Source organism: Gluconobacter roseus (assembly GCF_046058915.1).
Lineage (GTDB): Bacteria > Pseudomonadota > Alphaproteobacteria > Acetobacterales > Acetobacteraceae > Gluconobacter > Gluconobacter roseus_A.
Genome location: NZ_CP175538.1, coordinates 210,620 through 234,808, shown reverse-complemented (window position 1 = coordinate 234,808; position 24,189 = coordinate 210,620). Strand labels below are relative to the sequence as shown.

Annotated in this window: 17 protein-coding genes; 11 read left to right on the top strand and 6 right to left on the bottom strand. The window is 59.9% G+C overall.

Going from position 1 to position 24,189, the window contains the following annotated elements:
* The first annotated feature begins 63 nt into the window (after positions 1-63).
* The 9 genes from dnaN (at position 64) to ACJ2A4_RS01080 (ending at position 15,286) form a co-directional block, all read left to right on the top strand.
* Complete coding sequence (dnaN, locus tag ACJ2A4_RS01120; RefSeq protein ID WP_408873275.1) at positions 64-1,188, top strand: DNA polymerase III subunit beta; 1,125 nt, start codon at positions 64-66, stop codon at positions 1,186-1,188.
* A gap of 13 nt (positions 1,189-1,201) precedes the next feature.
* A complete protein-coding gene (gene recF / locus ACJ2A4_RS01115) occupies positions 1,202-2,305 on the top strand; it encodes a DNA replication/repair protein RecF (RefSeq protein WP_408873274.1) in 1,104 nt (367 codons plus the stop codon).
* 85 nt (positions 2,306-2,390) lie between these two features.
* The gene (gyrB, locus tag ACJ2A4_RS01110) at positions 2,391-4,835 is read left to right on the top strand and encodes a DNA topoisomerase (ATP-hydrolyzing) subunit B (protein ID WP_408873273.1); all 2,445 of its coding nucleotides are present in this window, start codon (positions 2,391-2,393) and stop codon (positions 4,833-4,835) included.
* Complete coding sequence (locus ACJ2A4_RS01105; RefSeq protein ID WP_408873272.1) at positions 4,825-5,616, top strand: DUF3108 domain-containing protein; 792 nt, start codon at positions 4,825-4,827, stop codon at positions 5,614-5,616. Before gyrB ends, ACJ2A4_RS01105 begins: the two co-directional genes overlap by 11 nt.
* A gap of 104 nt (positions 5,617-5,720) precedes the next feature.
* A complete protein-coding gene (gene glmU / locus ACJ2A4_RS01100; RefSeq protein ID WP_408873271.1) occupies positions 5,721-7,055 on the top strand; it encodes a bifunctional UDP-N-acetylglucosamine diphosphorylase/glucosamine-1-phosphate N-acetyltransferase GlmU in 1,335 nt (444 codons plus the stop codon).
* The gene (gene glmS, locus ACJ2A4_RS01095) at positions 7,055-8,881 is read left to right on the top strand and encodes a glutamine--fructose-6-phosphate transaminase (isomerizing) (protein ID WP_408873270.1); all 1,827 of its coding nucleotides are present in this window, start codon (positions 7,055-7,057) and stop codon (positions 8,879-8,881) included. The genes glmU and glmS overlap by 1 nt, the downstream gene beginning before the upstream one ends.
* A 78-nt stretch (positions 8,882-8,959) precedes the next feature.
* Positions 8,960-11,926, top strand: a complete 2,967-nt coding sequence (locus ACJ2A4_RS01090; protein WP_408873269.1) for an FAD-binding and (Fe-S)-binding domain-containing protein — start codon at positions 8,960-8,962, stop codon at positions 11,924-11,926.
* Between the two features lie 116 nt (positions 11,927-12,042).
* Entirely contained in the window at positions 12,043-12,663 is a 621-nt protein-coding gene (locus tag ACJ2A4_RS01085) for a thiamine phosphate synthase (protein ID WP_408874064.1), read from the top strand.
* 49 nt (positions 12,664-12,712) lie between these two features.
* The gene (locus tag ACJ2A4_RS01080; protein ID WP_408873268.1) at positions 12,713-15,286 is read left to right on the top strand and encodes a cation:proton antiporter; all 2,574 of its coding nucleotides are present in this window, start codon (positions 12,713-12,715) and stop codon (positions 15,284-15,286) included.
* On the opposite strand, the gene ACJ2A4_RS01075 is transcribed toward ACJ2A4_RS01080, so the two are convergent.
* The gene (locus ACJ2A4_RS01075) at positions 15,283-16,713 is read right to left on the bottom strand and encodes a peptide MFS transporter (protein WP_408873267.1); all 1,431 of its coding nucleotides are present in this window, start codon (positions 16,711-16,713) and stop codon (positions 15,283-15,285) included. The two genes, ACJ2A4_RS01080 and ACJ2A4_RS01075, sit on opposite strands and share 4 nt — an antisense overlap.
* A gap of 583 nt (positions 16,714-17,296) precedes the next feature.
* Here ACJ2A4_RS01075 and ACJ2A4_RS01070 point away from each other — a divergent pair.
* Together ACJ2A4_RS01070 and ACJ2A4_RS01065 are read left to right on the top strand one after the other, a co-directional pair.
* Complete coding sequence (locus tag ACJ2A4_RS01070) at positions 17,297-18,922, top strand: porin (RefSeq protein ID WP_408874063.1); 1,626 nt, start codon at positions 17,297-17,299, stop codon at positions 18,920-18,922.
* 50 nt (positions 18,923-18,972) lie between these two features.
* Entirely contained in the window at positions 18,973-19,485 is a 513-nt protein-coding gene (locus ACJ2A4_RS01065) for a hypothetical protein (protein WP_408873266.1), read from the top strand.
* Here the strand turns inward: ACJ2A4_RS01065 and ACJ2A4_RS01060 are convergent.
* From ACJ2A4_RS01060 to tmk, 5 genes are read right to left on the bottom strand one after another with little or no spacing between them, the layout of a single operon-like run.
* Positions 19,482-20,279: an MBL fold metallo-hydrolase gene (locus ACJ2A4_RS01060; RefSeq protein ID WP_408873265.1), complete on the bottom strand. Its 798-nt coding sequence runs from the start codon at positions 20,277-20,279 to the stop codon at positions 19,482-19,484. The genes ACJ2A4_RS01065 and ACJ2A4_RS01060 overlap by 4 nt on opposite strands.
* Entirely contained in the window at positions 20,276-21,061 is a 786-nt protein-coding gene (locus tag ACJ2A4_RS01055; protein ID WP_408873264.1) for a TatD family hydrolase, read from the bottom strand. Before ACJ2A4_RS01055 ends, ACJ2A4_RS01060 begins: the two co-directional genes overlap by 4 nt.
* Positions 21,058-22,593 carry a methionine--tRNA ligase gene (gene metG, locus ACJ2A4_RS01050; RefSeq protein ID WP_408873263.1) on the bottom strand — a complete coding sequence of 512 codons (1,536 nt, stop codon included), beginning with the start codon at positions 22,591-22,593 and terminating at the stop codon, positions 21,058-21,060. The genes ACJ2A4_RS01055 and metG overlap by 4 nt, the downstream gene beginning before the upstream one ends.
* Before the next feature lie 30 nt (positions 22,594-22,623).
* Positions 22,624-23,547: a DNA polymerase III subunit delta' gene (locus ACJ2A4_RS01045; protein WP_408873262.1), complete on the bottom strand. Its 924-nt coding sequence runs from the start codon at positions 23,545-23,547 to the stop codon at positions 22,624-22,626.
* Positions 23,544-24,188, bottom strand: a complete 645-nt coding sequence (gene tmk, locus ACJ2A4_RS01040) for a dTMP kinase (RefSeq protein ID WP_408873261.1) — start codon at positions 24,186-24,188, stop codon at positions 23,544-23,546. Before tmk ends, ACJ2A4_RS01045 begins: the two co-directional genes overlap by 4 nt.
* Position 24,189 lies beyond the last annotated feature (1 nt).

The following is a 24,189-nucleotide window of genomic DNA, read 5'->3' as shown; positions in this document are numbered from 1 at the left end:
TCCCGAGGGGCGGGGGTCTGCTAGGTTCTCTCAATTAATTCAAGATCTTCGCCGAGGCTCGGAATGAAATTCAAGGTTGACCGTACCCTGCTGCAACGGGCTCTGGCGCATATTCACGGCGTTGCGGAAAAGCGGAATACCATCCCCATCCTGGCCAATGTTCTGATGAGCTATCAGGATGACGTTCTGCGCCTGACGGCGACGGATATGGAAATCGCCGTCGTGGAAGATGTTCCCGCGACGGGTGAGCGTTCGGGATCCACAACTGTTCCGGCTGCTGTGCTTTTTGAGATTGTCCGCAAACTGCCCGATGGCGTTGCTCTGGAGTTCGATCATCAGGACAGTGAGGCTCCGCTTGCCCTGCGTGCCGGCCGTTATGCGACCAGCCTGAACGTACTGCCGGTTGATGATTTCCCGGCCATGGTTGCTGGCGATCTGCCGCATCGTTTTTCAATTCCGGCTGCAACGCTTCGTGGTCTGATCGACCGTACCAAGTTCGCCATTTCCAACGAAGAAACCCGCTATTATCTGAACGGTATTTACCTGCACGTTGCAGAAAACGGGTCCATCCCGATGCTGCGGGCCGTGGCCACGGATGGCCATCGTCTCGCCCGCGTCGAGACGGAACTTCCCGAAGGCGCACGCGGCATGCCGGGCGTCATCATCCCGCGCAAGACCATCAACGAACTGCGCAAGCTGCTCGACGAAGGAGCAGCTGATCTGGAAGTGTCGCTGTCCGACACCCGTATCCAGTTCCAGGCCGGTCCGGTCCTTCTGACCTCCAAGCTGATCGACGGCACTTTCCCGGAATACGAGCGTGTCATTCCCAAGGGCAATGACCGCATCCTGCGCGTTGGAAAACGCGACTTTGCAGCGGCCGTTGGTCGCGTCGCAGCCATCAGCCAGGAGCGTTCGCGCCCGGTCAAGCTGTCTGTCACGCAGAATATGCTGAACCTCTCCGCCACCAGCCCCGATCAGGGTGTGGCCCATGAGGAACTGGATGAAAACGCCGTTTCCTACGACGCTGCGCCGATCGAAATCGGCTTCCAGGCCCGTTACCTGACGGACATCACCGATCAGATCGACGTGGAAGTGGAATTCGCATTCTCTGACAGCTCTGCTCCCACCATCGTCCGTGACACGGCGTCCCCTTCGGCGCTGTACGTCCTGATGCCCATGCGGGTCTGAGCACGAGCCACGATTGAAACTGACCCGGCTCGCGCTGACGGATTTCCGGAACTACACCCATACCGTCTGGACCCCGGATGCCTCCATTCTGGTTCTGACGGGAGAGAACGGTTCCGGGAAAACCAATCTGCTCGAAGCCGTTTCCCTGCTGGCACCTGGCCGAGGCCTTCGGGGAGCGCCTCTTCCGGCTCTCTGTCGCAATGGGGCGAACCACTGGGGCGTTGCAGCGACGCTTCAGTCTGGTCTGGATGAATTCCGGATCGGCACCGGCAGCGATCTGACCGAAAGGCAGCGCCGGACATTCCGGCTTGATGGGGAAAATATCCGCTCTCAGGCTGTAATCGGGCAAAAATTTTCCTGCGTGTGGCTGACCCCGCAGATGGACCGGCTTTTTCAGGAAGGCTCCAGCGGACGACGCCGGTTTCTGGACCGGCTGGTTATGGCATTGTCACCCGATCATGGTCGGCAGATTGCGGCTCATGACCGTTCAGTTGCCAGCCGCAACCGGCTTCTTTCCGAGCGTCCGTCCGAGGCGGCGTGGCTGTCTTCCATTGAGGACTCCATTGCCCGGCATGCTGTTGCCGCTTCCGCTGCGCGGCTCGCACTCGTTGAAAGCATGAACGCCCATCCGTTTGAAAATGATGGATTTTCTGCCAGCACGCTTCATCTGGACTGTGCCATCTCCGCTCGCCTTGGCAGACAGCCTGCGCTGGAGGTGGAGGACTGGATCAGGAGCAGTCTTCAGCAGTCCCGCGATGAGGACCGGCTGCGTTCCGGCACCTCTGTCGGTGCCCATCGCGCCGATTTCACCCTGTCCGATACTGCAACAGGACGTCCCGCCGAGCTTTCGAGCAGTGGTCAGCAGAAAGTCATGCTGACGGGTACGATCCTGGCCCATGCACGGCTGATGCGACAGGAGCGGGGCCATGCGCCGGCGATCCTTCTGGACGAGCCTCTGCTTCATCTGGATGAAGTGCGACGGCGCGCACTGCTCGAAAGCCTTGAAGGATTGCAGGCTCCTGTCCTGATTACGGGCACCGATATCGAACCATTTGCGCCAATTGCAGGCCGCGCCCAGTTTTTTTCCGTCAGGAACGGCACCATATCTCCGTCCTGACATAGCCGCGCCGCTGGCCTAACTGGGCGGCGCAGGCTATACTGACCCCACAGATTTTCAGAGTACCATGGAGACCCTCACGCGCATGTCAGAGACCCAGAACCAGCCCGAGATTCCTGGCGCCGACGGTGAAGATTACGGCGCTTCCTCCATCTCGGTACTGAAGGGACTGGATGCCGTCCGCAAACGTCCGGGCATGTATATCGGTGACACGGACGATGGCTCCGGCCTGCATCACATGGTCTTCGAAATCATCGATAATGCCGTGGACGAGGCCCAGGCCGGACACGCGACTTACTGCATCCTGACGCTCAACGGCGACGGGTCGGTTTCCGTGCGCGACAATGGACGCGGTATTCCGACAGACCTCCATCCCGAAGAGGGTATCAGCGCTGCCGAAGTTGTGCTGACCAAGCTTCATGCCGGTGGCAAATTCAACCAGAACTCCTACAAGGTTTCCGGTGGTCTGCACGGCGTGGGTGCCGCTGTTGTGAACGCGCTGTCCGAATGGATGGAAGTGCGCATCTGGCGCAACGGACTGGAGCATAAGATCCGCTTCCAGCATGGCGAGCGTGATGAAGCGCTTCATGTCATCGGACCGTCCACGGAAGACCGTGGCACACTGGTCACGTTCAAGCCTAGCAAACAGACCTTCACGAAGGTCGATTTCGATTTATCCATCCTGGAACGTCGTGTCCGTGAACTGGCGTTCCTGAACTCGGGCATGCTGATCATCCTGCGTGACGAGCGTCATGCCGAGCCGAAGGAGCTGCGCTTCCACTATGATGGTGGCCTGAGCGCGTTCGCGGAATGGCTTGATTCTTCAAAAACTTCCATTGTCACGCCGCCGATCACGGGTGAGATCGACAATCCCGAAAGCGGCATCCGCGTCGAGTTCGCGCTGACCTGGAACGACAGCTATCACGAGACGATGCTGTGCTTCACCAACAATATCCCGCAGCGCGATGGCGGTACGCATCTGGCCGGTTTCCGTCAGGCATTGACGCGCGTTGTTGGCAAGTATGCCGAAGGTGTGGCCAAGCGTGAGGCGGGATCGCTGACGGGCGAAGATATGCGCGAAGGCATGACCGCTGTCCTGTCCGTGAAGGTGCCGGACCCCAAGTTCTCCTCGCAGACAAAGGACAAGCTTGTCTCGTCCGAAGTCCAGCCTGTCGTTCACGCTGCAGCCTCCGATGCGATCTCCCACTGGTTCGAGACACATCCCAAGGAAGCGAAGGCCATCGTCGCCAAGATCATCGACGCTGCCAGCGCGCGTGAAGCTGCGCGTCGTGCGCGTGAGCTGACGCGGCGCAAGGGCGTGCTGGATGTCTCCTCTCTTCCGGGTAAGCTCGCGGACTGTCAGGAACGCGATGCGTCCAAGGCTGAAATCTTCATCGTTGAGGGTGACTCCGCAGGTGGCACGGCCAAGCAGGGACGGGATCGCCGCTTCCAGGCCATTCTGCCGCTGCGTGGCAAGATCCTGAACGTCGAGCGCGCCCGGTTCGACCGGATGCTGGGCTCGGCGGAAATTGGAACACTGATCACGGCACTTGGCACTGGCATCGGCCGTGGTGATGTCGATCAGGGCGGTTTCTCGGCCGAAAAGCTGCGCTACCACAAGATCGTCATCATGACCGATGCTGACGTGGATGGGTCGCATATCCGCACGCTGCTGCTGACGTTCTTCTTCCGTCAGATGCCGGAGCTGATCGAGCAGGGCTATCTCTATATCGCCCAGCCGCCGCTCTATCGCGCCAAGCGCGGTCAGGAAGAGCGCTATCTCAAGGATGATGCCGCTCTTGAGCAGTATCTGCTGGACAAGGCCCTGGCGAATGCCTCCCTGCGCTTTGCGGATGGCCGGGAACTGACAGGAGAACCTCTGGCCGAGGAAGTCGCATTCCTGTCGGCTGCCGCCCGTCGCCTGCAGAGCATTGCCTCCAAGGTGCCGGTCTGGATCATGGAGCAGGCTGCCATTTCGGGTGTGCTCGACAGCGACATCGCTGTTGCAACCTCGCGGATGCCCGAGTTCCAGCAGCGTCTTGATGGGGCATCGCTGCCCAATGAGCGCGGCTGGAAGGTCTCGATTTCTGAGACGGGTCTGGAATGTGCCCGCTCCGTTCGTGGCGTAGGCGAGGTTTATCGGATCGAACCGTCACTGCTCCGTTCTGCCGAAGCCCGTTGGCTGGTGTCGGAGTGGGAGCGTCTGGCCCGCGATTTCGCAAAACCTGTCACGCTCACGCTCGATCCGACGGCTTACGAACTGTTCGGTCCCGCAGCCGTCATGGAGCGCATCCTGCTTCAGGGCCGTCGTGGCCTGACCATCAACCGGTTCAAAGGCCTGGGCGAAATGAACGACGAACAGCTGTGGCACACCACGCTCGATCCTTCGACCCGCACCCTGCTGCAGGTCCGGGTCGGCGATGTGGAAGATGCCGGGCAGGTGTTCTCTACACTGATGGGCGATGTTGTGGAGCCCCGTAGGGACTTCATTGTCGGCAATGCCCTGAAAGTCGCCAATCTTGACGTTTAAGGCTCTTGTCGCAGGGACTGCACTTGTCCTGATGGCCGGTCTGGGCTGTAGCCCGGCCCGGGCTGAGGGGCAGGTCAACGCTGCCTATGCCGTTTATCTCAAGGGCTTTCACGTCCTGAATGCGCAGGCATCCTATCAGCTCCAGCCCTGGGGCTATGGGGGCAGTACCCAGATCAAGCCCGCGGGCCTGATCAGCTGGTTCGTGACCATGGACGTGACATCCCGCGTTGAGGGAAAGTTTGCGCCCGACGGCAGCGTGCAGCCGGTGCTGTTTGACAGCGGGGGCATTTCCCGCGGCAAACATCGGCATGTCCGGCTGGAGTTCTCGAACGACACTCCCAAAGTGACGGATCTCCAGCCGCCGGAAACTGACCGCGAACCGATCCCCGACAGCTCCCTGCCGCATACGGTCGATACGCTGAGCGGTATGGCGCGGCTGCTGCATTCTCTTGTGACAACCGGAAAATGTGACGGCTCGCAGATCGTTTTTGACGGGATCCGTCTGAGCGAAATGGTGGTGCATGGCCCCACCGTGGCAGATATTCCGCAAGGGCAGGATGAAGCCTATTCGGGGCAGGCCCTGCGGTGTGACTTTATCGGTCGGCAGCTGGCAGGGTTCGTCAAGGACTCTCCGAACAGGGCGAAACTGGCTGCGCCACAGCCGGGAGCAGTCTGGTTTAAGAAGATTGATGGTCTGGGCGCAGTCCCGGTCCGGATCGAGTTCAACCACCCCAAACTCGGGCGTGTCATGGTTGTCATGCAACGCGCCGTGGCTCCCTGAACGGAGCACTCGAACGTCTTGCAATAATCGGCAATTCGAAGTGATGACACAGTCTGCGGGCTCCGTTTGACGCGGGCCCGTGGTTTGGATACCCCGGGCAGGACATGACCGACAGCACCCATCGCACCACTGCCATTATCCTTGCCGCGGGCCTCGGCACGCGCATGAAATCCCGTCTGCCAAAGGCGCTGCATCGTCTGGGCAACCAGCCGATGATCAACCATCTCATCACAACTGCCCGACAGGTCTTTGATGATGTGGTCGTCGTCACCGGCCCGGACATGCCGGAACTTGAAAAAGCCGTCCGTCCTTTCAAAACCGTCACGCAGATCGAGCGGCTTGGCACGGCACATGCCGCCAACACGGCGCGGGACCTGTTCGGTACTGGCGACGTGGCCATTCTCTACGCCGATAATCCGCTGATCACGGCAGATACGATGCAACGCCTGCTGGCAGCACGCAGGGAAGGCGCCAGTCTGGCGCTTCTCGGAATGCGGCCTGCAGAACCGGGACGTTATGGCCGGATTGTGGAAGATCACGACAGGGTCGTGAAGATCGTCGAATTCAAAGATGCCACTGAAGATGAACGCCGCATCACGCTGTGCAATGCGGGCGTCATGTGTGCCGGAGCCGACGATTTCCGGACCTGGCTTGCGGATGTCGGCAACGACAATGCCCAGGGCGAGTATTACCTGACAGACGTGGTTGAAATGGCCGCCAAAGCTGGACCGGTCGTTTGCGTGGAAGCGCCGGAAACTGAACTGGCGGGGGTCAACTCCCGTTCGGAACTGGCCCGTGCCGAGGCGACGCTTCAGACCCGACTGCGAAATGCGGCCATGGATGCGGGCGTTACTCTTGTTGCTCCTGAAACCGTTTTCTTCAGCACCGACACCGTCATCGAGGCAGATGTAACGGTTGAGCCGAACGTTTTCTTTGGCCCTGGCGTCAGGGTCCGTTCCGGAACCCTCATTCGCGCCTTTTCCCATCTGGAGGGCTGCGAGGTCGGGGAAAATGCGATGATCGGCCCTTATGCCCGGCTGCGCCCCGGCACGCTCTGCGCCGCGCAGACGCATGTCGGCAATTTCGTCGAACTCAAGAATGTGGAACTGGGTGAGGGCGCGAAGGCCAATCACCTGACCTATCTGGGCGATGCCTCGATCGGGAGCGGCACGAATGTCGGCGCAGGGACCATTACCTGCAACTACGATGGCGTGTTCAAACACCGGACCATGATCGGCGAGCGCGTGTTCGTCGGCTCGGACTCCATCCTTGTGGCTCCTGTGACCGTCGGGAACGATGCCCTTATTGCGGCTGGTAGCGTCATCACCAGTGACGTTCCCCCCGGCGATCTGGCTCTGGGCCGGGCCAGGCAGACGCTGAAAAGCGGGCAGGGCCTTCAGATCAAACAGTCTCTCAAAGCTCGGAAGGAACAGGGCTGATGTGCGGTATCTGCGGAATTGTTGGACACCAGCCTGCCAGTCCGATCGCGTTCGAGGCGCTCCGTCGTCTTGAATATCGCGGATATGATTCTGCAGGCATCGCTACGCTGACGGCATCCGGGGACATTGAGCGCCGTCGTGCAGCTGGCAAGCTCGACAATCTCGAGCATGTCCTGAAGGAACATCCGCTGCCTGGCACGACCGGGATCGGGCATACGCGGTGGGCCACGCATGGCGCACCCACGGAAAACAATGCCCATCCTCATGAAGCCGGTCGCGTGGCGATCGTCCATAACGGCATCATCGAGAACTTTGCTGAGCTCAAGAAAGAGCTTGAGGCGAAGGGACGTGTGTTCCAGACGGAAACGGATTCAGAAACAGTCGCCCATCTGGTCGATGATTATCTGGGGCAGGGGCTGGAGCCTCGGGAGGCAGCCTTTGCTGCGATCAAGCGGCTGGAAGGCGCCTATGCCATTGCCATGATCTTCAAGGATCATGAGGGTCTGCTGATTGGCGCGCGCCACGGCGCTCCCTTGGCCGTAGGTTACGGCAACGGTGAGATGTTCTTGGGGTCCGACAGCATTGCGCTGGCTCCGATGGCCCGGAAGATGACCTATCTGGAAGATGGCGACTGGTGTGAACTGACCCCCGGTTATGTCACGATTTTTGACATGACCGGCGCTGAAGTCAGCCGTCCGGTTCAGGATCTGACGTTCATGGCCGGGCAGGTCGGCAAGGATGGTTACCGACATTATATGGAGAAGGAACTCCATGAGCATCCGGTGGCCATCGGACAGACGCTGAAGCGGATCACTGATCCGGCTTCAAAGCGCATTGCCCTTCCCGAAATGCCGTTTGATCCGGCGCAGGTTCCACGCATTACCATCACGGCCTGCGGATCGGCCTATTATGCCGGTATGGTCGGACGGTACTGGCTGGAATCCCTGGCGCGCATCCCGGTGGAAATCGATGTTGCGTCCGAAATGCGCTACCGCGAGCCGCCGCAGCCGGACAAGGGCGTGGCGCTGCTGATTTCCCAGTCCGGCGAAACTGCTGATACGCTTGGGGTTCTGCGGAGCCTCAAGAAGGCCGGGCAGAGCATTGTTTCCGTGCTGAATGTCGAGCACTCGACCATGGGACGTGAAAGCGATCTCGTGCTGGGTATGGATGCTGGTCCGGAAATCTCCGTAGCCTCTACCAAGGCTTTCACGGCCCAGCTTTCCGTTCTGGCGGCTCTGGCGATCGACTTCGCGCGGGCTCGCGGCACCATGGATCAGGCCCGTGAAGAACGTCTGACGGCCAGCCTGCTGGATCTGCCGTCCCGCGCGGCCGAAGTCTTTACCCGCACAAAGGATATCCAGGCCATGGCGGCCGTTGTCGCACAGGCTCGCGATGTTCTGTATCTCGGACGCGGGATCTGTACGCCGATTGCGTTTGAAGGCGCCTTAAAATTAAAGGAAATCAGTTACATCCACGCGGAAGCTTATGCCGCAGGTGAACTGAAGCATGGTCCGATCAGCCTGATCGACCAGACCGTTCCGGTCGTCGCCATAGCCCCATCGACGATCCTGTTCGACAAGACCCTGTCCAACCTGCAGGAAGCCAAGGCTCGGGGTGGTCGCATTCTTGCCTTCACCGATGCGGAAGGTGCGAAGCGGCTGAAGGACGTGGCTGAGCAGGTTGTCATCATGCCGGATGTGGACGCGTTTGTGGCCCCGATCCTGTATGCCATTCCCGTCCAAATGCTGGCCTATGAAGTGGCGCTGCTCAAAGGGACGGACGTGGATCAGCCCCGCAACCTTGCGAAGTCCGTTACGGTGGAATGAAGGATTTTCCTATCGGGGGAAAGTTTTCTGCATAGAGTATAATGGCATAGACAGTGAGACGGTGAAGGAAACGCACAGATGGGTGGAGACGCAGTATCCGGCAGAACAACCGGAAATTCAGGCCTGTCTCCCAGCGCATCTGAAATCGTCGTCCGCGAAGCCTTTGTCAGACGACTGGATGAGCAGGGATTTGAAGGCGATATCCATCTTCAGGTCTCCTCCCGTCTCGTCTCTTCCACCGATAACAGCATCTATCAGCGTCTTCCTGCGGCCGTCATTCATCCGCGGACAGGCGAAGATATCAACCGGGCCGTACGCGCTGCCGCAGATGGACAGCTGACCCTTGCGATCCGTGGCGGTGGAACTGGAACCAATGGCCAGTCGCTGACCGAGGGCGTTGTGCTGGATGTCTCGCGGCATCTGGACCGGATCCTCGATTTCGATGCTGAGTCAGGAACGGTTACGGTTGAGCCGGGCGTCATTCTGGCGCGGCTTAATGCGTTTCTGAAACCCCACGGTTTTTTCTTCCCGCCAACGGTCTCGACGGCCACCAGGGCCACGATCGGCGGCATGATTGCGACGGATGCGTCCGGCAAAGGATCGCGTATCTACGGTCGGACGTCCGACTATATAGACGCCATGGATGTCGTTCTGTCGGACGGAACCGACCTCCATGTGGGCGCTCTGACAGCCGCGCAACTGAAAGACCGCGTGAACGGAGCAGGGCTTGCGGCCCGTGCCTATCGTGAAGTTCAGCGGGTTGTGACCGAACAGGCCGACGAAATCCGGCGGGTCTTTCCGGACATGAACCGCGGGCTGACGGGGTACAACCTTCAGAATGTCCTGCTTGAGGATGGAAGCTTTCATCTCGCGCGGCTCTTGGCAGGATCAGAGGGCACGCTTGCCCTGACCAAGAAAATTGTTCTGCGCGTGAAGCGATTGCCGAAATACCGGCAGCTCATCGTCGTCCGCTATGCCAGCTTTAACGACACCCTGCGTGACGTTCAGATCCTTCTTCCTGCCAATCCGTCTGCGGTGGAAGTGCTGGACGATCGCGTTCTCGCCAGGGCCCAGCAGGATGTGATCTGGCATGTGCTTGAGAGCGTTCTAGGCAACAAATCTGCACTTCCGGTCAAAGGCATGAGCTTCGTCGAGTTTGTCGGAGACGATCTGGATGTCCTGCACAAGCAGATGGCTCATGCGGTCACCCTACTTGAGAGCTCTCCCAACAAACCTATTGATCATAAAGCAGTTTCTGATCCAGACATTATCGCGAACCTCTGGACGCTGCGGGAAAAATCGGTCGGTCTGTTGGGCCGCCCTGATGGCCACCGGCAGGGCGTTCCATTCGTTGAGGACACTGCCGTTCCTCCGGATGTGCTGCCTGAATATGTGAGCGAGTTCCGGGATATTCTGGACGGGTACGGGCTGTCTTACGGCATGTTCGGACATGCAGATGTGGGCTGCCTGCATGTCCGGCCGTTCCTGGATATGCTGACCGCAGAGGATCGCGCGCTGATCCGTCCGATTTCCGATGCTGTGGCTAATCTGACGAAACGGCATGGTGGTCTGCTCTGGGGCGAACACGGGCGCGGCTTCCGGGGTGAGTTTTCCCCGCTGTTTTTTGGTGAAACGCTGTTCGCGGAACTCTGCCGGATCAAGGATGTCTTTGATCCCAAAGATATTTTCAACCGCGGCAAGCTGGCACCCGGTGGTGCGGGCTATCCTGTAGACCGGATCGACGGCATCCCGTTCAAGGGACGTTTCGACGAGGACATTGCTCCCGCGCTCCGCGAACCCTATGCGCTTTCCATAAGTTGTAATGGTAATGGCGCCTGTTTCAACCGTGAGCCGGACATGGCCATGTGCCCGTCCTACAAGGCCACGAAAGACCGGTCCCAGTCTCCGAAAGGTCGCGCGCTTCTGATCCGGAGCTGGGCCAGGCTACGCTCGCTGCCGCAGGACGCCCCCGATCGCAGCATGCTTCCGGCCCTGACGGACGAACTCAAGGATGCGCTGGATACCTGCCTGTCGTGCAAGGCCTGTGCGACACAGTGCCCGATCCGTGTGGACATTCCCTCCATGCGTTCGAAGTTCCTTGCCAGCTATTTCCGGGACCATCGCAGGCCGATCCGCGATTATCTCGTTTACTGGCTGGAGCCGCTTCTGGCTGTGGGCCGGACGGTCCCGACGCTGACTAACCTCCTGATGCATAATCCGCTCTCGCGGGCTGTTCTGTCCCGGTTCGGGCTGGTGGATCTTCCGCACCTGCGTCCGGCGCAACTGGATGCGGGCAGCCGGATCAGCCGTTCGTGGTTGCGGCGCAACCGCGGCAATTCGCGTGCTGTCATTCTGATGCAGGATTCATTTACAGGCAGCTTTGATGGCGGGCTTGTCGAGAACGTCCATACGCTTCTGACGGCTCTCGGGCTGGATGTGAAGGTCACGCCTGTCTGGGATAACGGCAAGGCCCGTCATGTTCTAGGATTTCGCAGGGGCTTTGGCGTTACGGCCCGCCAGACGCTCCGAAACCTGCGCAAACTCGCGACATTCAAGATCCCGGTTGTTTCGCTGGATGCAGCCACAGGCCTGATGTTCACCCAGGAATATAAGGATGTCGCAGGAAAGGCGCCGATACCGGCCGTTATCCCGCTGGAAACGTTCCTGCGCCAGAAGATAGAGCAGGGGACGTTGCAGTCCACACAGATCAAGAGCATGGCGCCCCCCATGACTGTCATCTCCCACTGTACGGAGCAGGCTGCACGACCGGAAAGTGCCGGGGACTGGGCCTTTATCCTCGGTCATTTCGGCGTGCCGGTGCAGGCGGGGAAAGCGGGATGTTGCGGAATGGCCGGGCTGTTCGGGCATCAGAAAGAGCATGTCGACCTGTCACGGAAGATCTTTGATCAGAACTGGCGGACCAAGGTCGAAAAGCCCCTCCTCGCAACCGGATTTTCATGCCGCTGTCAGACGGAGCGCATGGCCGGTCATCGCCCGGCCCATCCGGCAGAAGCTCTGCTCGCCGCTTTGCAGGAACGGTCCTGAAAACAGGACGTTAATAAAGATATGCTATCTCTGGACGCATCCGGTCCGAACTGTAACAGTGTGGTCCAGTCTGATGATGCGCCACCTTGTATGCAGGCCTGTGGAGTACGAACGTGATGTCTTCCCTTCCGTCAAGGATCTATGCCGTCGTTGACCATCCCCGCTGGGTGGAACGGCTTGGTGGTGCAGGCCTGCGCTTCATCGAGATTTACCTCCGGGACCTTCCGGAAGAGGAAATCAGGGCGCAGGCTTTGCTGGCCCAGGAACTTGCCGCACGTTTCAATGTATCTCTAGCCCTGAACCGCTACTGGCAGACCGCCATCGAACTGGGCTATGAGTGGCTGCATCTTGGTCCGGAAGATCTGGAAACGACCGATCTGGACGCGATCCGGACAGCTGGCATCCGGTTCGGGATTTCCACTCATACCCATGAGGAACTGGAAACGGCGCTGGCCTGCAAGCCGGATTACATTTCCTTTGGTCCGGTCTGGTCCACGCAGCTTCGGGGCTTGGCACTTGAGGGACGCGGACTGAAGCAGTTGGCAGAATGGCGAAAGCTGTGCGGGACTGTTCCACTTGTCGCGATTGGCGGCATTAACGTGTCCCGTCTGGAAGACTGTCTCAAAGCCGGGGCCGATACGGTGGCCGTCATGAGCGACTTCATTGGTCAACAGGATCCGGAAGGACAGGTCCGGCGCTGGCTCGATGCCTTCTCCCGGGAGACGGCATCAACTTGAAATACGATAAGTCGTCTGCGGACGATCTCATGAAGGGACAGAACCAACGATGATGGTGACAGGACTGGCGGCCGTACTCCTAGCGCTTGCGTTCCTGCTCACGCTTGTCAGCATCATTCAGCCTCTCGCGAAACGTCTTGAGATTTCCGAAGCGGTTCTGCTGGCTTTGACCGGGATCGGGCTTGGGCTTGTTGCATCTCTGATCGTTCGCTCCTCTGCGACCGACCTGCTGGACGGGGCTGCCGAGGCGTTGATCTATTTCCCGGTCAACAGTGAAGCCTTCCTGCTGATCTTCCTGCCGATCCTGGTTTTCCAGGGCGCGATGGCCATTGATGTCCGACGTCTGGCGCATGAGACGGCGACGGTGCTTCTACTGGCTGTTGTGGCAGTCATCGTCTCGACCGCGACAATCGGTTTTGCGCTTTATCCTTTTGCCAAACAGAGCCTTGTTGTCTGCCTGCTCCTCGGCTCCATCGTTGCCACGACCGATCCTTCTGCCGTGGCAGGCATCTTCCGGGAAATCGGTGCGGCTTCGCGCCTGACGCGGCTTGTCGAAGGTGAGGCGCTGCTCAATGACGCTGCGGCCATTTCCATCTTCTCGATCCTGCTGGCGGCCGTAACGTCACATCATCAGATCCACCTGGCTGATGCATTGATGGACTTCCTGACGGCCTTTATCGGGGCGATCGTGGTCGGCGTCTGTCTGGCGCGTCTCACGCTGCTGCTGATTGCCGGGCTGGGAGGTTCGGCCGCCTCCGAGGTCACGCTGACGCTCGCATTGCCCTATGCAGTCTATATCCTGTGTGACGAAATGCTCGGCTTTTCGGGGGTTGTGGCGACGGCAGCAGCGGGTCTGACGGTCTCCGCTTACGGGCCGTCCACTTTCCGGCCGCAGGTCTGGCGCTTCCTGAACGAAATGTGGGAGCAGCTCGTTTTCTGGGCCGGGTCGCTCGTCTTCCTTCTGGCGGCCATGCTCGTGCCCCGACTGCTGATCGGCATGACGAAATGGGATTTCGTGCTGATCATTATCGCGAGCCTTGCGGGCCTGATCGCCCGTGCGGCGGTGATCTTCGGGATGCTGCCGCTGCTGGCCGTCACCAAACTGTCTCCGCCCGTACCAAACCCTTTCAAGGCGACAATGGCATGGGGTGGCATCCGTGGCGCCATCACACTCGCACTGGCTCTGGCCGTGACCGAAAACCAGAGTGTCTCGAGCCCGGTTGCGCATTTCGTCGGTATTATTGCCACCGGCTTTGTTCTCATCACCCTTCTGGTTAACGGCACTACGCTTCGGGCGTTCGTGCTGTTCTTCAAGCTGGACCAGCTTTCACCGATTGATCAGGCCATCCGTCAGCAGATCGTGGGAATTGGACTGGGCGAGGTCGCTGAGCGGACACGCGAGCTTTCGGAAGAACTTGGCTTCAGCGAGCAGACGCGTGCGGGCGTCATCAGCCGTCTTGAGCGGCGTGCCGAGAAGGAGAGGGCGGCCAATAATTTTGAGTCCGCTCTGAGTGACCGCAACCGCGTCAATATCGCCCTGATCACGATCGCCAATCAGGAGCGCTCCCTGCTGCTGGATTTGTTCCGCATTCAGGGGCTGTCCCGCCGTGTGATGGAGACCCTGCTGCGAACAGCAGAGGCCATGGCTGACGGCGCCCGTCTGGAAGGGCGGTATGGCTATGTCCGTGCCCTCAAGCGGCGTCTTCAGCCGTCCTGGCGTTTCCGGATTGCGCAGGAACTGCACAGTCGCCTGCATATCGACGAGCCGCTGACGAATTGCATGATGGAGCGTTTTGAGATGCTCATCATCGCGCATCTCGTCTCGCTTTCACTCCAGCGCTTCATCCGCCAGCGTATGGAGCCGACGCTCGGCCCGCGCATCACGGAAATCGTGTCTGAGGTTCTGGGACGGCAACGCAAGCTTCTGGACGATGCGCTTGAGACGCTGCGCCTGCATTATTCCGGTTATTCGGAGGCTTTGGAAAGCCGTATTCTGCGCCAGATCGCATTGCGTCTGGAGGACGAGGAATATGATGCGCTTGAAGCCGACAATCTGATTTCGGAAGAACTGCACCGCGAACTGCATCGCGAGATCGAGCGTCAGCGTGCCCGGCTTGATGCGCCTCTACGCTTCAACCTCAAGAGCGGTATTGAGCAGCGTCTCAGGGCGTTTCCTGCCTTCAACGGTGTGCCTGACAATGTATTGCAAAAGCTCGCAGGCAAGGTCTCGATGCATTTCGTCTCGCCTGGCGAGGTCCTGTTCAAGCGTGGGCAGCGCGTGCGCTTCGTCTATGCGCAGGTCGCAGGACTGGCAGAGGTCAATCTTGCCGAACGGGATCTGCTTTTCGGGAGTGGGGATCTGATCGGGGCGGCGTCCGTCATCCGGAACGATGTCATGCCGGGGACAGTGCGCTCCTTGCAGTTCAGCCATCTTCTGGCCATTCCACGTCCCGTGTTTGAAAGGCTGCTGAAGGACTATCCGATCGTTCAGCGGCTTATCATCCAGCGTAGCCAGAAGAGGGCGGATGGACTGCTCACGCCCGTTACGGTCCGAACGCTGGATGGCGATGCGGTCTCGACAGCTTCGGCCACCGAGATGCGTCGTCTGGTCGCGCCGCCTTAAGGAACGGGCGGCGCGGTCTCTTTTCCGGGTGCCAGCAGATCGCGGAATCGCACGGCGCAGAAGCCAAGGATCGCCGCTGCCAGCAGTGCAGCACCTGAATGCAGCAGCCAGAACGAGACGTCTGAAATACGCCCGAGCAGCGTTGCCAGCTTTCCGATCAGCAGGTTGGACAGGAACAGGTGGAGCGAGAAGCAGGCGACGAGGATGGTATTCAGGCTGACAGGTGCGGCCCGTGAGAAAAGCGCCATGCCGATCGCGTAATTCATCGAAAACCCGATATCGTTGATGATGTGGAAAGCCAGCCCCCAGAACAGGCTGACTTCATGCGGCCCGGGGCTCAGCCATGCTCCGAGAGCCAGTATCAGGGGCGCAAAAGCTGCGATGAAGGTTCCCAGCGCCACTTTGGCGATTTCCGACAGATCCTGACGTCGGCGCGCATAGGCTTTCCAGAACCAGAGGACGAGCACGGCGCACAGGGTACTGATAAATCCGTCGAGGGATATGAGGTCGCTGACCGGCATTTCATATCCAAGAAGGCGAAGCTGGAAATGTTCACGTCCCCAGAGCAGATAGCCATCAAAAATCTCGGAATTCGGGACAGCTCCCACGGCCATGACAGGGACGAGCGCTAGAAGCAGGATCGTTGTTTTCTTTTCTTGTGAGGTCAGGGCAGGGCGCGGCCTTTTTTCATTCCTGATCGCATCAGGGGCAGTTCGCGCCAACAGAGACGGGGCGGGGAGCCAGCGACGCCCGACCAGATAGACGACCAGCCCGATCAGCATGCCCAGGCCTGCTGCAAGAAATCCCCAGTGCCATTCGATCTGCGCCAGGCTCGCACAGAGGACCGGGGAGACGATGACTGCAATCTGAAGCCCCATCGTATAGATCTGATAGGCGTCCGAGCGTCGTCGGTCTGTCAGGGCATATAATGCGCCCACCTGCGCCCGCAGACCGCCCGCCATACCAAGCCCCAGAAGCAGCAGGCCGAGCGCCAGCACAAAGCTCCAATCGAAGGACATCAGGAAATGTCCCGCTGTCATCAGGATCGCGCCCAGCAGAATGGTCCTTGTCTGGCCGAGCACGCGGTCTGCAAGAAAACCGCCAAGGAGAGGGGTCGCGTAAATCAGGGCCAGGAACAGGCCCGTAATGGCGCCAGCCAGAGCCTGGGTTCCAACAGGCGCGTAAAGAGCCGAAACGAGAGCCTCAAGCGGCTCCAGACCCAGCACATGTCCCGCATGGTCCGGTTGCAGCAGATGATCCGTCAGGTACAGCGCAAGGATGGCCTGCATTCCATAAAGCGAAAAACCAACCCAGCCTTCGGTGAGCGTCAATACCCACAGACCGATCGGGTGCCCCCAGAGTTCCTGCTGCGTGCCTGAGACCGCAGGCCGATCGACGGCTGGGGATTGAGGAATGATCTCGGTCATGCGGCCTCATATGCGCAGGGGAAGAAGATCCTGCGTAGAGGCAGAAAGCCGGTGAGGTAAAGAGGCAGAGAAGAGGGGATGGCGAAATGCCACAGGGCGTTAGCTATGGCATTTTGCCATTATGCCACAGGCACATGTCCTGGGTGTGGCATTTTGTCCTGAATTTCGATCTGTGGCTTTTTGCCATAGATGCGCTGCTCAGCAGCTTTCGAGAGCATGAATGTCCGTGCGTTATGCGGACCGATTCAAAGCCGGGTCAGGAAAAGATAGAGTTATGGCTTGTTGCCATAAGCAGAATGGCTGAAAACTGCGGATTTTGTGCGTTCAGGAATCATGGTGAACAAAATGGATGAACTGCGAGCCTCAGGCAGGGCCGTTCTCACACGCATGTCGTATAAGATATATTATGCCAACTAATATATCTGGAAACCACGAATTTCTGACGTTTTTGTGAGAACACATCCTATTGTTGCGAAGAATGTCTCCATTCGCGCTAGGAAAAGCATTGTAGTCCAATCTGCCGGTGAGCGCCCGCATTGCGATCGTCGGTATATCCGCGGGAGCGGCTGTTTATATGCCATCTATGTCCCTGTGCCGCCTGAGCCTTCTGGGAAGCACATTCTGCATTGCTGCACTCTCCGTCCTCCCGAACGCCGCATGGGCCGATGATTATACGGAACTGCTCGACATTCTCCGGGCCAAGGGCAGTCTGACCCGCTCGGAATATAATGTGCTGCTGGCCCATCATCAGCATCACTCGCACCCTTCGCTGCAGCGCGACGATGACAGCGCGCCTGCCGCCCCTTCACGACACCGCAACCGCTACATGCGCTATGGGCCTCAGAACGAAGGAAGCAGCCTGGAGGCTCCCCCGGATGTGACGACCATCGCCGCTGTTTCCGCAGCGCGCCGTGCCGCCATGGATGCATCGGCCAGTGCACAGGATGCCCGCAATTCGCTTCTGGAAGCGCGCCGGACCTATAATCCGGACAGCATCGTGCGTGTGAAGCCCTATGTCGCGGGTAAAGGTGTGACGATCCAGGCCGGCCAGATCGACATCAACATCTCAGGCTTCGTCAACGCCTATTATACCTATAACAGCCCCGGCGGTGGTCGCCCGGTCGCAGGTGGCGTCTCAACCGGAAGCAGCGGCTTTGATTCCTCGTCCGTCCGTAACGGCCTGTTGCCTGGCGGTCTGATTCTCAAGCTGAATACGGTTCAGGACGGGATCAAGCTTGGTGCCGTCTTTGGCATGTATCCTGGCATCAACAACAACAATCCCAGCACCTTCAACGCCAATTCCGGCGGCAGCCCGGTGGGCCTGGGAACGGCCGGCCTCGATTTTCGTCAGGTCTACATGACCGCTGGCACGGACAAATTTGGTACGGTCAAGCTGGGTCGCGACATTGCGCTGTTCGCGTCTGACGCCATCCTGAATGACGCCACGCTTCTCAGCGTTGGCAGTACCGGCAGCAACGCCAATCCTGCCAACACGTCTCTCGGTCGCATCGGCGTCGGTTACGTCTATACCGATTGGCTGCCACAGATCACCTATATCTCGCCGAAATGGAAAGGCTTCCAGGCCTCCGTTGGTATCATGACGCCGCTCGACGAGTTCAACTTTGCCGGCGGCGGCATCTCCGCAACCACGACCCAGCACAGCTCTCCCATGCTTCAGGGCAAAGTCACCTATGACGGCAACATCGCAGGCTTTACGACCCGCTTCTGGAGCAGCTTCCTTGTTCAGCATCAGCAGAACCTGACCAGCGCGACGCTGGGCAGCAGCAGCCGGAAAGGCACGACGGTCGAGGCTGGCGACGTTGGCGTCAAGGTCTCACGCGGCCCGTTCGAAGGCGTGGCCTATTACTACTATGGCAGTGGTCTTGGTACGACTGGCATCTTCTTCGATGGCGTATCTGCCAACGGACGCAAGCGTGATTCCGAAGGCTACTACGTTCAGGCAGCCTATAAGATTCTCCCCAAGCTCAAGCTTGTTGGCAGCTATGGCGTCAGCAACCTCTATCAGACTCCAGGCGAAGACAATCCGTCCATGGTCCGGCGCAACCAGTCGGAAGTCGGAGCGATCTATTACAATCTGACGGACTGGTTCACGATCGTGGGCGAATATGCCCATACGGAATTGGACTCCCACAGCATTGCTCACGAAAGCGATCACACGATGTCCGCCGGTGCGATGATGACGTTCTGAGCCTGAAAGACCGGGCATTCCCCTGCCCGGTCTTTCAAAAGGAAGTGTCCATGAAAATGCCTCTTCCCTTTGTCCTGAGCGCCCTGTTTGCGCTCCATGGACAGGCGGGAGCCGCGTCTGCCACCGCAATCCAGGACTTCGTAAGGTCAAACCTTGGACTGTCCCGCTATCAGGGAGCGGATATCATGCTGAACGGGAGCGGTACGACACGGCAGTATCTTGTCTATGCCCGGGACAGCACATGGTGCGGGGCAACCGGTGGCTGCACGCTTTTCATTCTCACGAACAGTGGTGGTGACTGGCGGGTCCTGTCACGTATGACGCTGGTCCACCTGCCCATTCGTGTTCTGCCGCATCTGTCGAAGGGCTGGCACGATCTTGAAGTGTCCTATTCCGGAAAACTGCCGGATGGGCGCCCTGCCCTTGTCACCAGTCGTATGCAGTTTGACGGCGCACGGTATTCGCTCAATCCATCAGTCCCGCCCGCCGAACCGGTCGAGCGCCCGGGAGGACAGATCGTTCTCGCCCCGGACAGTCCGATACAGACCAGCACCCCGCATTAAGCCTGAAGGTCTAGCACCATTCCGTCATAGGCTGGTTCAACACCTACCGGCAAGGTCTCGCGCAGGGTCTGGTAATCCATATCCGGCCCCATATGGGTCAAAACCACGTGCCCCACGCCGAGGCGCTCACGCCACTCCAGCACACGTTCGAGCCAGGCATGGGCTGGATGCGGCTCGTACTGGAAGCAGTCCACGACCCAGGTCTGCACGCCTTCAAGCAGCGACAGGGACTCATCCGAAAGCGTCTCGACATCCGTGCTGTAGGCAAAGTTTCCGCAACGCACGCCAAGAGAGGCAATCCGCCCGTGTCGCTGCTCGAAAATCCGAGCGGTCAGACCAGGGAACGTGACTGTTTCTCCGGACTGCACGACATGCTCGTCAAAAACCGGCCGGTAGAACTCTGGTCCTTTCCACGGCGCGAATGCATAGGCGTAGCGCAGGCGCAGTTCTTCCAGAACATCCGGTGCAGCCAGCAGCGGCAGAGGCGTTTCGATCACGCGGTTGATGGCCCGCAATTCGTCGAGGCCGCCGATATGATCGCTATGCGGATGCGTGAAGAGAACCGCATGGACATGGCTCAGGCCACAGTTCAGCATCTGGTCGCGGAAATCCGGTCCGGAATCCACCAGAAGCCGGAAACCGCCCTCACCTTCGATCACGACTGATGAGCGTGTGCGCCGGTTACGCGGCTCCGCTGGGTCGCAGGCGCCCCAGATCCCCGTCCGTGGTCCCTCCTCGCCCCCGATCATGGGAACGCCGGCAGAGCCACCACATCCAAGGATTGTCACTTTCACGCAGCAATCCTCGTGAACAGACGACGGGCATTTTCAGACGTGATCCGGGCAATCTCATCGAGCGACACGCCCCGCTCTTCGGCCAGTCGCGCAGCCGTATGGGCGACGTAACCCGGCATGTTGGGTTTTCCGCGTTTCGGGACAGGTGCGAGAAACGGACTGTCCGTCTCGACCAGAATGCGGTCTTCCGGAACCATCCGCGCCACTTCGCGGATTTCCTCGCATTTCGGGAAGGTCAGCAGGCCCGAGAAACTGATATAGCCGCCGAGTTCCAGAGCTACCTCTGCCAGTTTCGGGCCGGATGCAAAGCAATGGATGAGGAACGGAAACGCGCCCTTGGCGTGTTCGTCACGCAGGATGGCGATCATGTCGTCATCGGCATTGCGGGTGTGGATGACGACCGGCAGTCCCGTCTGGTGTGCGGCCGCGATATGGGTACGGAAGGCAGCGTGCTGGGCCGGCTTGGCCTCGTCTCCGCTATAAAAATAATCCAGCCCCGTCTCCCCGATTGCCACAACGGAAGGCGCTTCGGTCTTGGCGACGAGTTCCTCGACGGACGGCAGACGCTCCTCGCCCGCATAATCCGGATGAATGCCGATTGCGCACCAGATCCGCAGATCCGGCGTGTCATGCTGAGTCAGGGCGATCTGCGTATCAGCCTGTGAAAAGCGCGTCCCGATCGTGATCATGCCGGACAGGCCCGACTCCCGCGCCAGCTCGAAAGCGGGCGCGAGATCATCGAGCATGTCCAAATGACAATGGGTGTCGATCAGTCCCGTCATGCCTCTTCCTCGACAAAACGCGGGAACAGACCTTCCGGCTTGGGAAGCGTGCGACCCGCCGGCAGCAGCGTTTCGAGAGCCGCGAATGTCCGCTCGTCATCCTGCACACCGAGCTGTGTCAGCATCTTGTCCATCGTGTTCGGCATGTAGGGCTGAAGCATGGTTGCGATCCCGCGGATCATGTCCACGAGAACGCGCAGGACGTCCGCCATACGCTCCGGATCGGTCTTTTTCAGGGCCCAGGGCGCCTGACGGTCGATATAGGAATTGGCGGAGCGGATGACCTTCCAGACTTCTTCCAGCGCATCGGTGATCGCCTTGCGCTCAATCTGTTCGGACATGATCGTCGGCAGCAGCGTCACCATGGCCAGCATGGCCTGATCGTCTTCGGTCAGCGTGCCGCGTTCAGGCAGAACGCCGCCCAGATTGCGGGCCACCTGGCTCAGCGTACGCTGGCACAGATTGCCAAGATCGTTCGCCAGTTCGACATTCGTACGCGTGATCATGGAGCGGCGGCTGAAATTGGAATCCCCGCCAAACGGCACTTCGCGCATCAGGAAAAAGCGCAGCGCATCCAGCCCGAATTCGTCAGCGAGCGCCTTCGGGTCGAGGACGTTACCGAGAGACTTGCTCATCTTCTCGCCTTCGACCGTCCACCAGCCATGGGCGAAGACGCTCTTCGGCAGATCAATGCCAGCCGCCATCAGGAAGGCCGGCCAGTACACGCAGTGGAAGCGAGCAATTTCCTTGCCCACGATATGGACATCCGCCGGCCAGAACTTGGCCCGCGGGTCATCGAGATCCGGATAACCCACGGCCGTCAGATAGTTCGCCAGTGCGTCGAACCAGACATACATGACATGGTCGGGATCGTTCGGAACCGGCACGCCCCATTTGAAGCTCGTGCGGCTGACGGACAGGTCGCGCAGACCCTGACGGACGAAGCTCTCGATTTCACGACGCGGGCCGACGGGTCCGATGAAGTCGGGATTGTCTTCGTAGAGCTTCAGAAGCCGGTCCTGAAAATCGGACAGACGGAAGAAATAGGACGGTTCCTTGACGCGCTCGACCGGTGCACCGGAGGGCGCCACGAACGTCCCGTCGGGCTTCTTGACCAGCTCGTCCTCGCCGATGAACGCTTCATCGCGCGTCGAGTACCAACCCTCATAGGCGCCCAGATAGATATGCCCGTTCGCCGCGACCTTTTCCCACAGCGCCTTGGCCGCGCCCTTGTGGCGCTCTTCAGTCGTGCGGATGAACTCATCGGTCGAGATCGCCATGTCCTTCTGCATCTGGCGGAAGGAGGCCGAAACCTCGTCGGCATAGGCTTGGGGGTCCATGCCCTTGGCGACGGCCGTCTGCTCGACCTTCTGGCCGTGCTCGTCGGTGCCGCTGACGAACAGGACCTCTTCGCCGTTCAGGCGATGGAAGCGGGCCAGAACGTCGGCCGCGATGGAGGTGTAGGCATGCCCGATATGCGGAGCGCCGTTCACATAGAAGATCGGGGTCGTGATGGTGAAGCGCCGCGTCATGTCCACTCGTTTCATAACGCCCTGACCATCTCAACTGCCGGAAGCGAGTTCCGCTGCCTGACGGATGGCCTGGGCCTTGTCCAGATTGAAGCCTTCGGTCTGACGCCTCAGCGTGTCCAGTTCGGAACACTGCCGCGCCGCCAGATCGGCCTTTGCAAGATCCCCGCGCCGCGCTGCCGAGCGCGCACGGTCTGCCAGTCCTTCGCCTAGCAAATCGCAGAGCAATGCGAAACCTTCAGCCTCTCTCGCAATACGCTCGCTCAGGGTCATGGTTTCCGAAGCACGCACCTGTCCGGCGAGGATTTCCGCCACAAATGAGGCAATCGCCCCGTCCCGGTCGTGCGAGAGAAAGAGTGCCCGCCCAGGCGATCCATGGGCCCGCGCCAGCACATCCGCAGAGATGCCGGGCAGTGCAGCGCGCATATCCGCGTCCGACAGCGCGGACAGTGTGAGCATCCGGCAGCGGCTGCGGATCGTGGGCAGGAGCGCGCCCGGAGAGGACGTGGTCAGCAGAAGGACACAGCGCGGGGGTGGCTCTTCGAGGATCTTGAGCAGCGCATTGGCCGCAAACCGGTTCAGATATTCCGCCCCGTCCACGATCACCACGCGCCATCCGCCTTCGGTCGCCGTGTGATGCAGGAAGGTCTGGACCGGGCGGACATCCGCTGCGGTAATTTCACCGCGCAGACGGCCTTTTTTCTCGTCCACGGCCCGCGAGATTTCCAGCAGGTCGCCGTGCGTTCCGGCTGCAATACGCCGTGCCTGCGACGAGTTCGGATTTTCCGCGTTCAGAAGCAAGCGGGCCAGACGGAAGGCCAGCGTTGCCTTGCCAATTCCTGCCGGACCGCAGATCAGCCAGGCATGATGCAGCTTTCCACTGGCAAGCGCCTGCCGGAACGTCGCTTCCGCCTCGGCATGGCCATACAGATCCAGAGTATGCCGCGGATCACTCACAGGCCCTGAACCGTCAGGATGTCATGCACGGCTTGCAGAAGAGCCGCACTAACGGCCTCCGGCGTCTGGCCCGCATCCACACGTTTCACCCGCGCCGGATCAGCAGACGCAATCGCATCGAACCCGGCCAGAACGCGCTCATGGAATGCTTCTGCCTGAGCCTCGTAACGGTCCGTCTGGCCTCCACGCGCCTTCAGACGCGCGAGCGCCTGCGTCCAGGGAAGTTCGAGCATCAGCGTCAGATCCGGCTCGAAATCCACGAGTTTGCGGGCACCGTTCAGGAACGCCAGAACCTCGGGCGCCCCCTGCCCGATGCCGTAGCCCTGATAGGCCAGCGTCGAGTCATGGAAGCGGTCACAGACCACGATCTCGCCACGTGAAAGCGCCGGCAGAATGGCATTATCGAGGTGGTCCGACCGGGCGGCCATGTGCATCAGGATTTCGGCCCGCCAGGAGAGATCGACCTTTCCGAACAGCAGCAGGTTGCGGATTTCTTCCGCGCCCGGCGTCCCACCGGGTTCCCGCGTCAGAAGAACCTTATGCCCTTCCGTGCGCAGAGCCTCGGCCAGAAGGCGGGCCTGGGTGGATTTCCCAGCGCCCTCGCCGCCTTCAAGCGTAATGAACAGTCCTTTTCCAGCCATG

Bases quoted from the DNA above. Each gene is read 5' to 3' on its own strand.
- dnaN (WP_408873275.1), top strand. From the start codon at position 64: ATGAAATTCAAGGTTGACCGTACCCTGCTGCAACGGGCTCTGGCGCAT.
- gyrB (WP_408873273.1), top strand. From the start codon at position 2,391: ATGTCAGAGACCCAGAACCAGCCCGAGATTCCTGGCGCCGACGGTGAA.
- glmU (WP_408873271.1), top strand. From the start codon at position 5,721: ATGACCGACAGCACCCATCGCACCACTGCCATTATCCTTGCCGCGGGC.
- glmS (WP_408873270.1), top strand. From the start codon at position 7,055: ATGTGCGGTATCTGCGGAATTGTTGGACACCAGCCTGCCAGTCCGATC.
- ACJ2A4_RS01090 (WP_408873269.1), top strand. From the start codon at position 8,960: ATGGGTGGAGACGCAGTATCCGGCAGAACAACCGGAAATTCAGGCCTG.
- ACJ2A4_RS01085 (WP_408874064.1), top strand. From the start codon at position 12,043: ATGTCTTCCCTTCCGTCAAGGATCTATGCCGTCGTTGACCATCCCCGC.
- ACJ2A4_RS01080 (WP_408873268.1), top strand. From the start codon at position 12,713: ATGATGGTGACAGGACTGGCGGCCGTACTCCTAGCGCTTGCGTTCCTG.
- ACJ2A4_RS01075 (WP_408873267.1), bottom strand. From the start codon at position 16,713: ATGACCGAGATCATTCCTCAATCCCCAGCCGTCGATCGGCCTGCGGTC.
- ACJ2A4_RS01070 (WP_408874063.1), top strand. From the start codon at position 17,297: ATGTCCCTGTGCCGCCTGAGCCTTCTGGGAAGCACATTCTGCATTGCT.
- ACJ2A4_RS01065 (WP_408873266.1), top strand. From the start codon at position 18,973: ATGAAAATGCCTCTTCCCTTTGTCCTGAGCGCCCTGTTTGCGCTCCAT.
- ACJ2A4_RS01055 (WP_408873264.1), bottom strand. From the start codon at position 21,061: ATGACGGGACTGATCGACACCCATTGTCATTTGGACATGCTCGATGAT.
- metG (WP_408873263.1), bottom strand. From the start codon at position 22,593: ATGACGCGGCGCTTCACCATCACGACCCCGATCTTCTATGTGAACGGC.
- tmk (WP_408873261.1), bottom strand. From the start codon at position 24,188: ATGGCTGGAAAAGGACTGTTCATTACGCTTGAAGGCGGCGAGGGCGCT.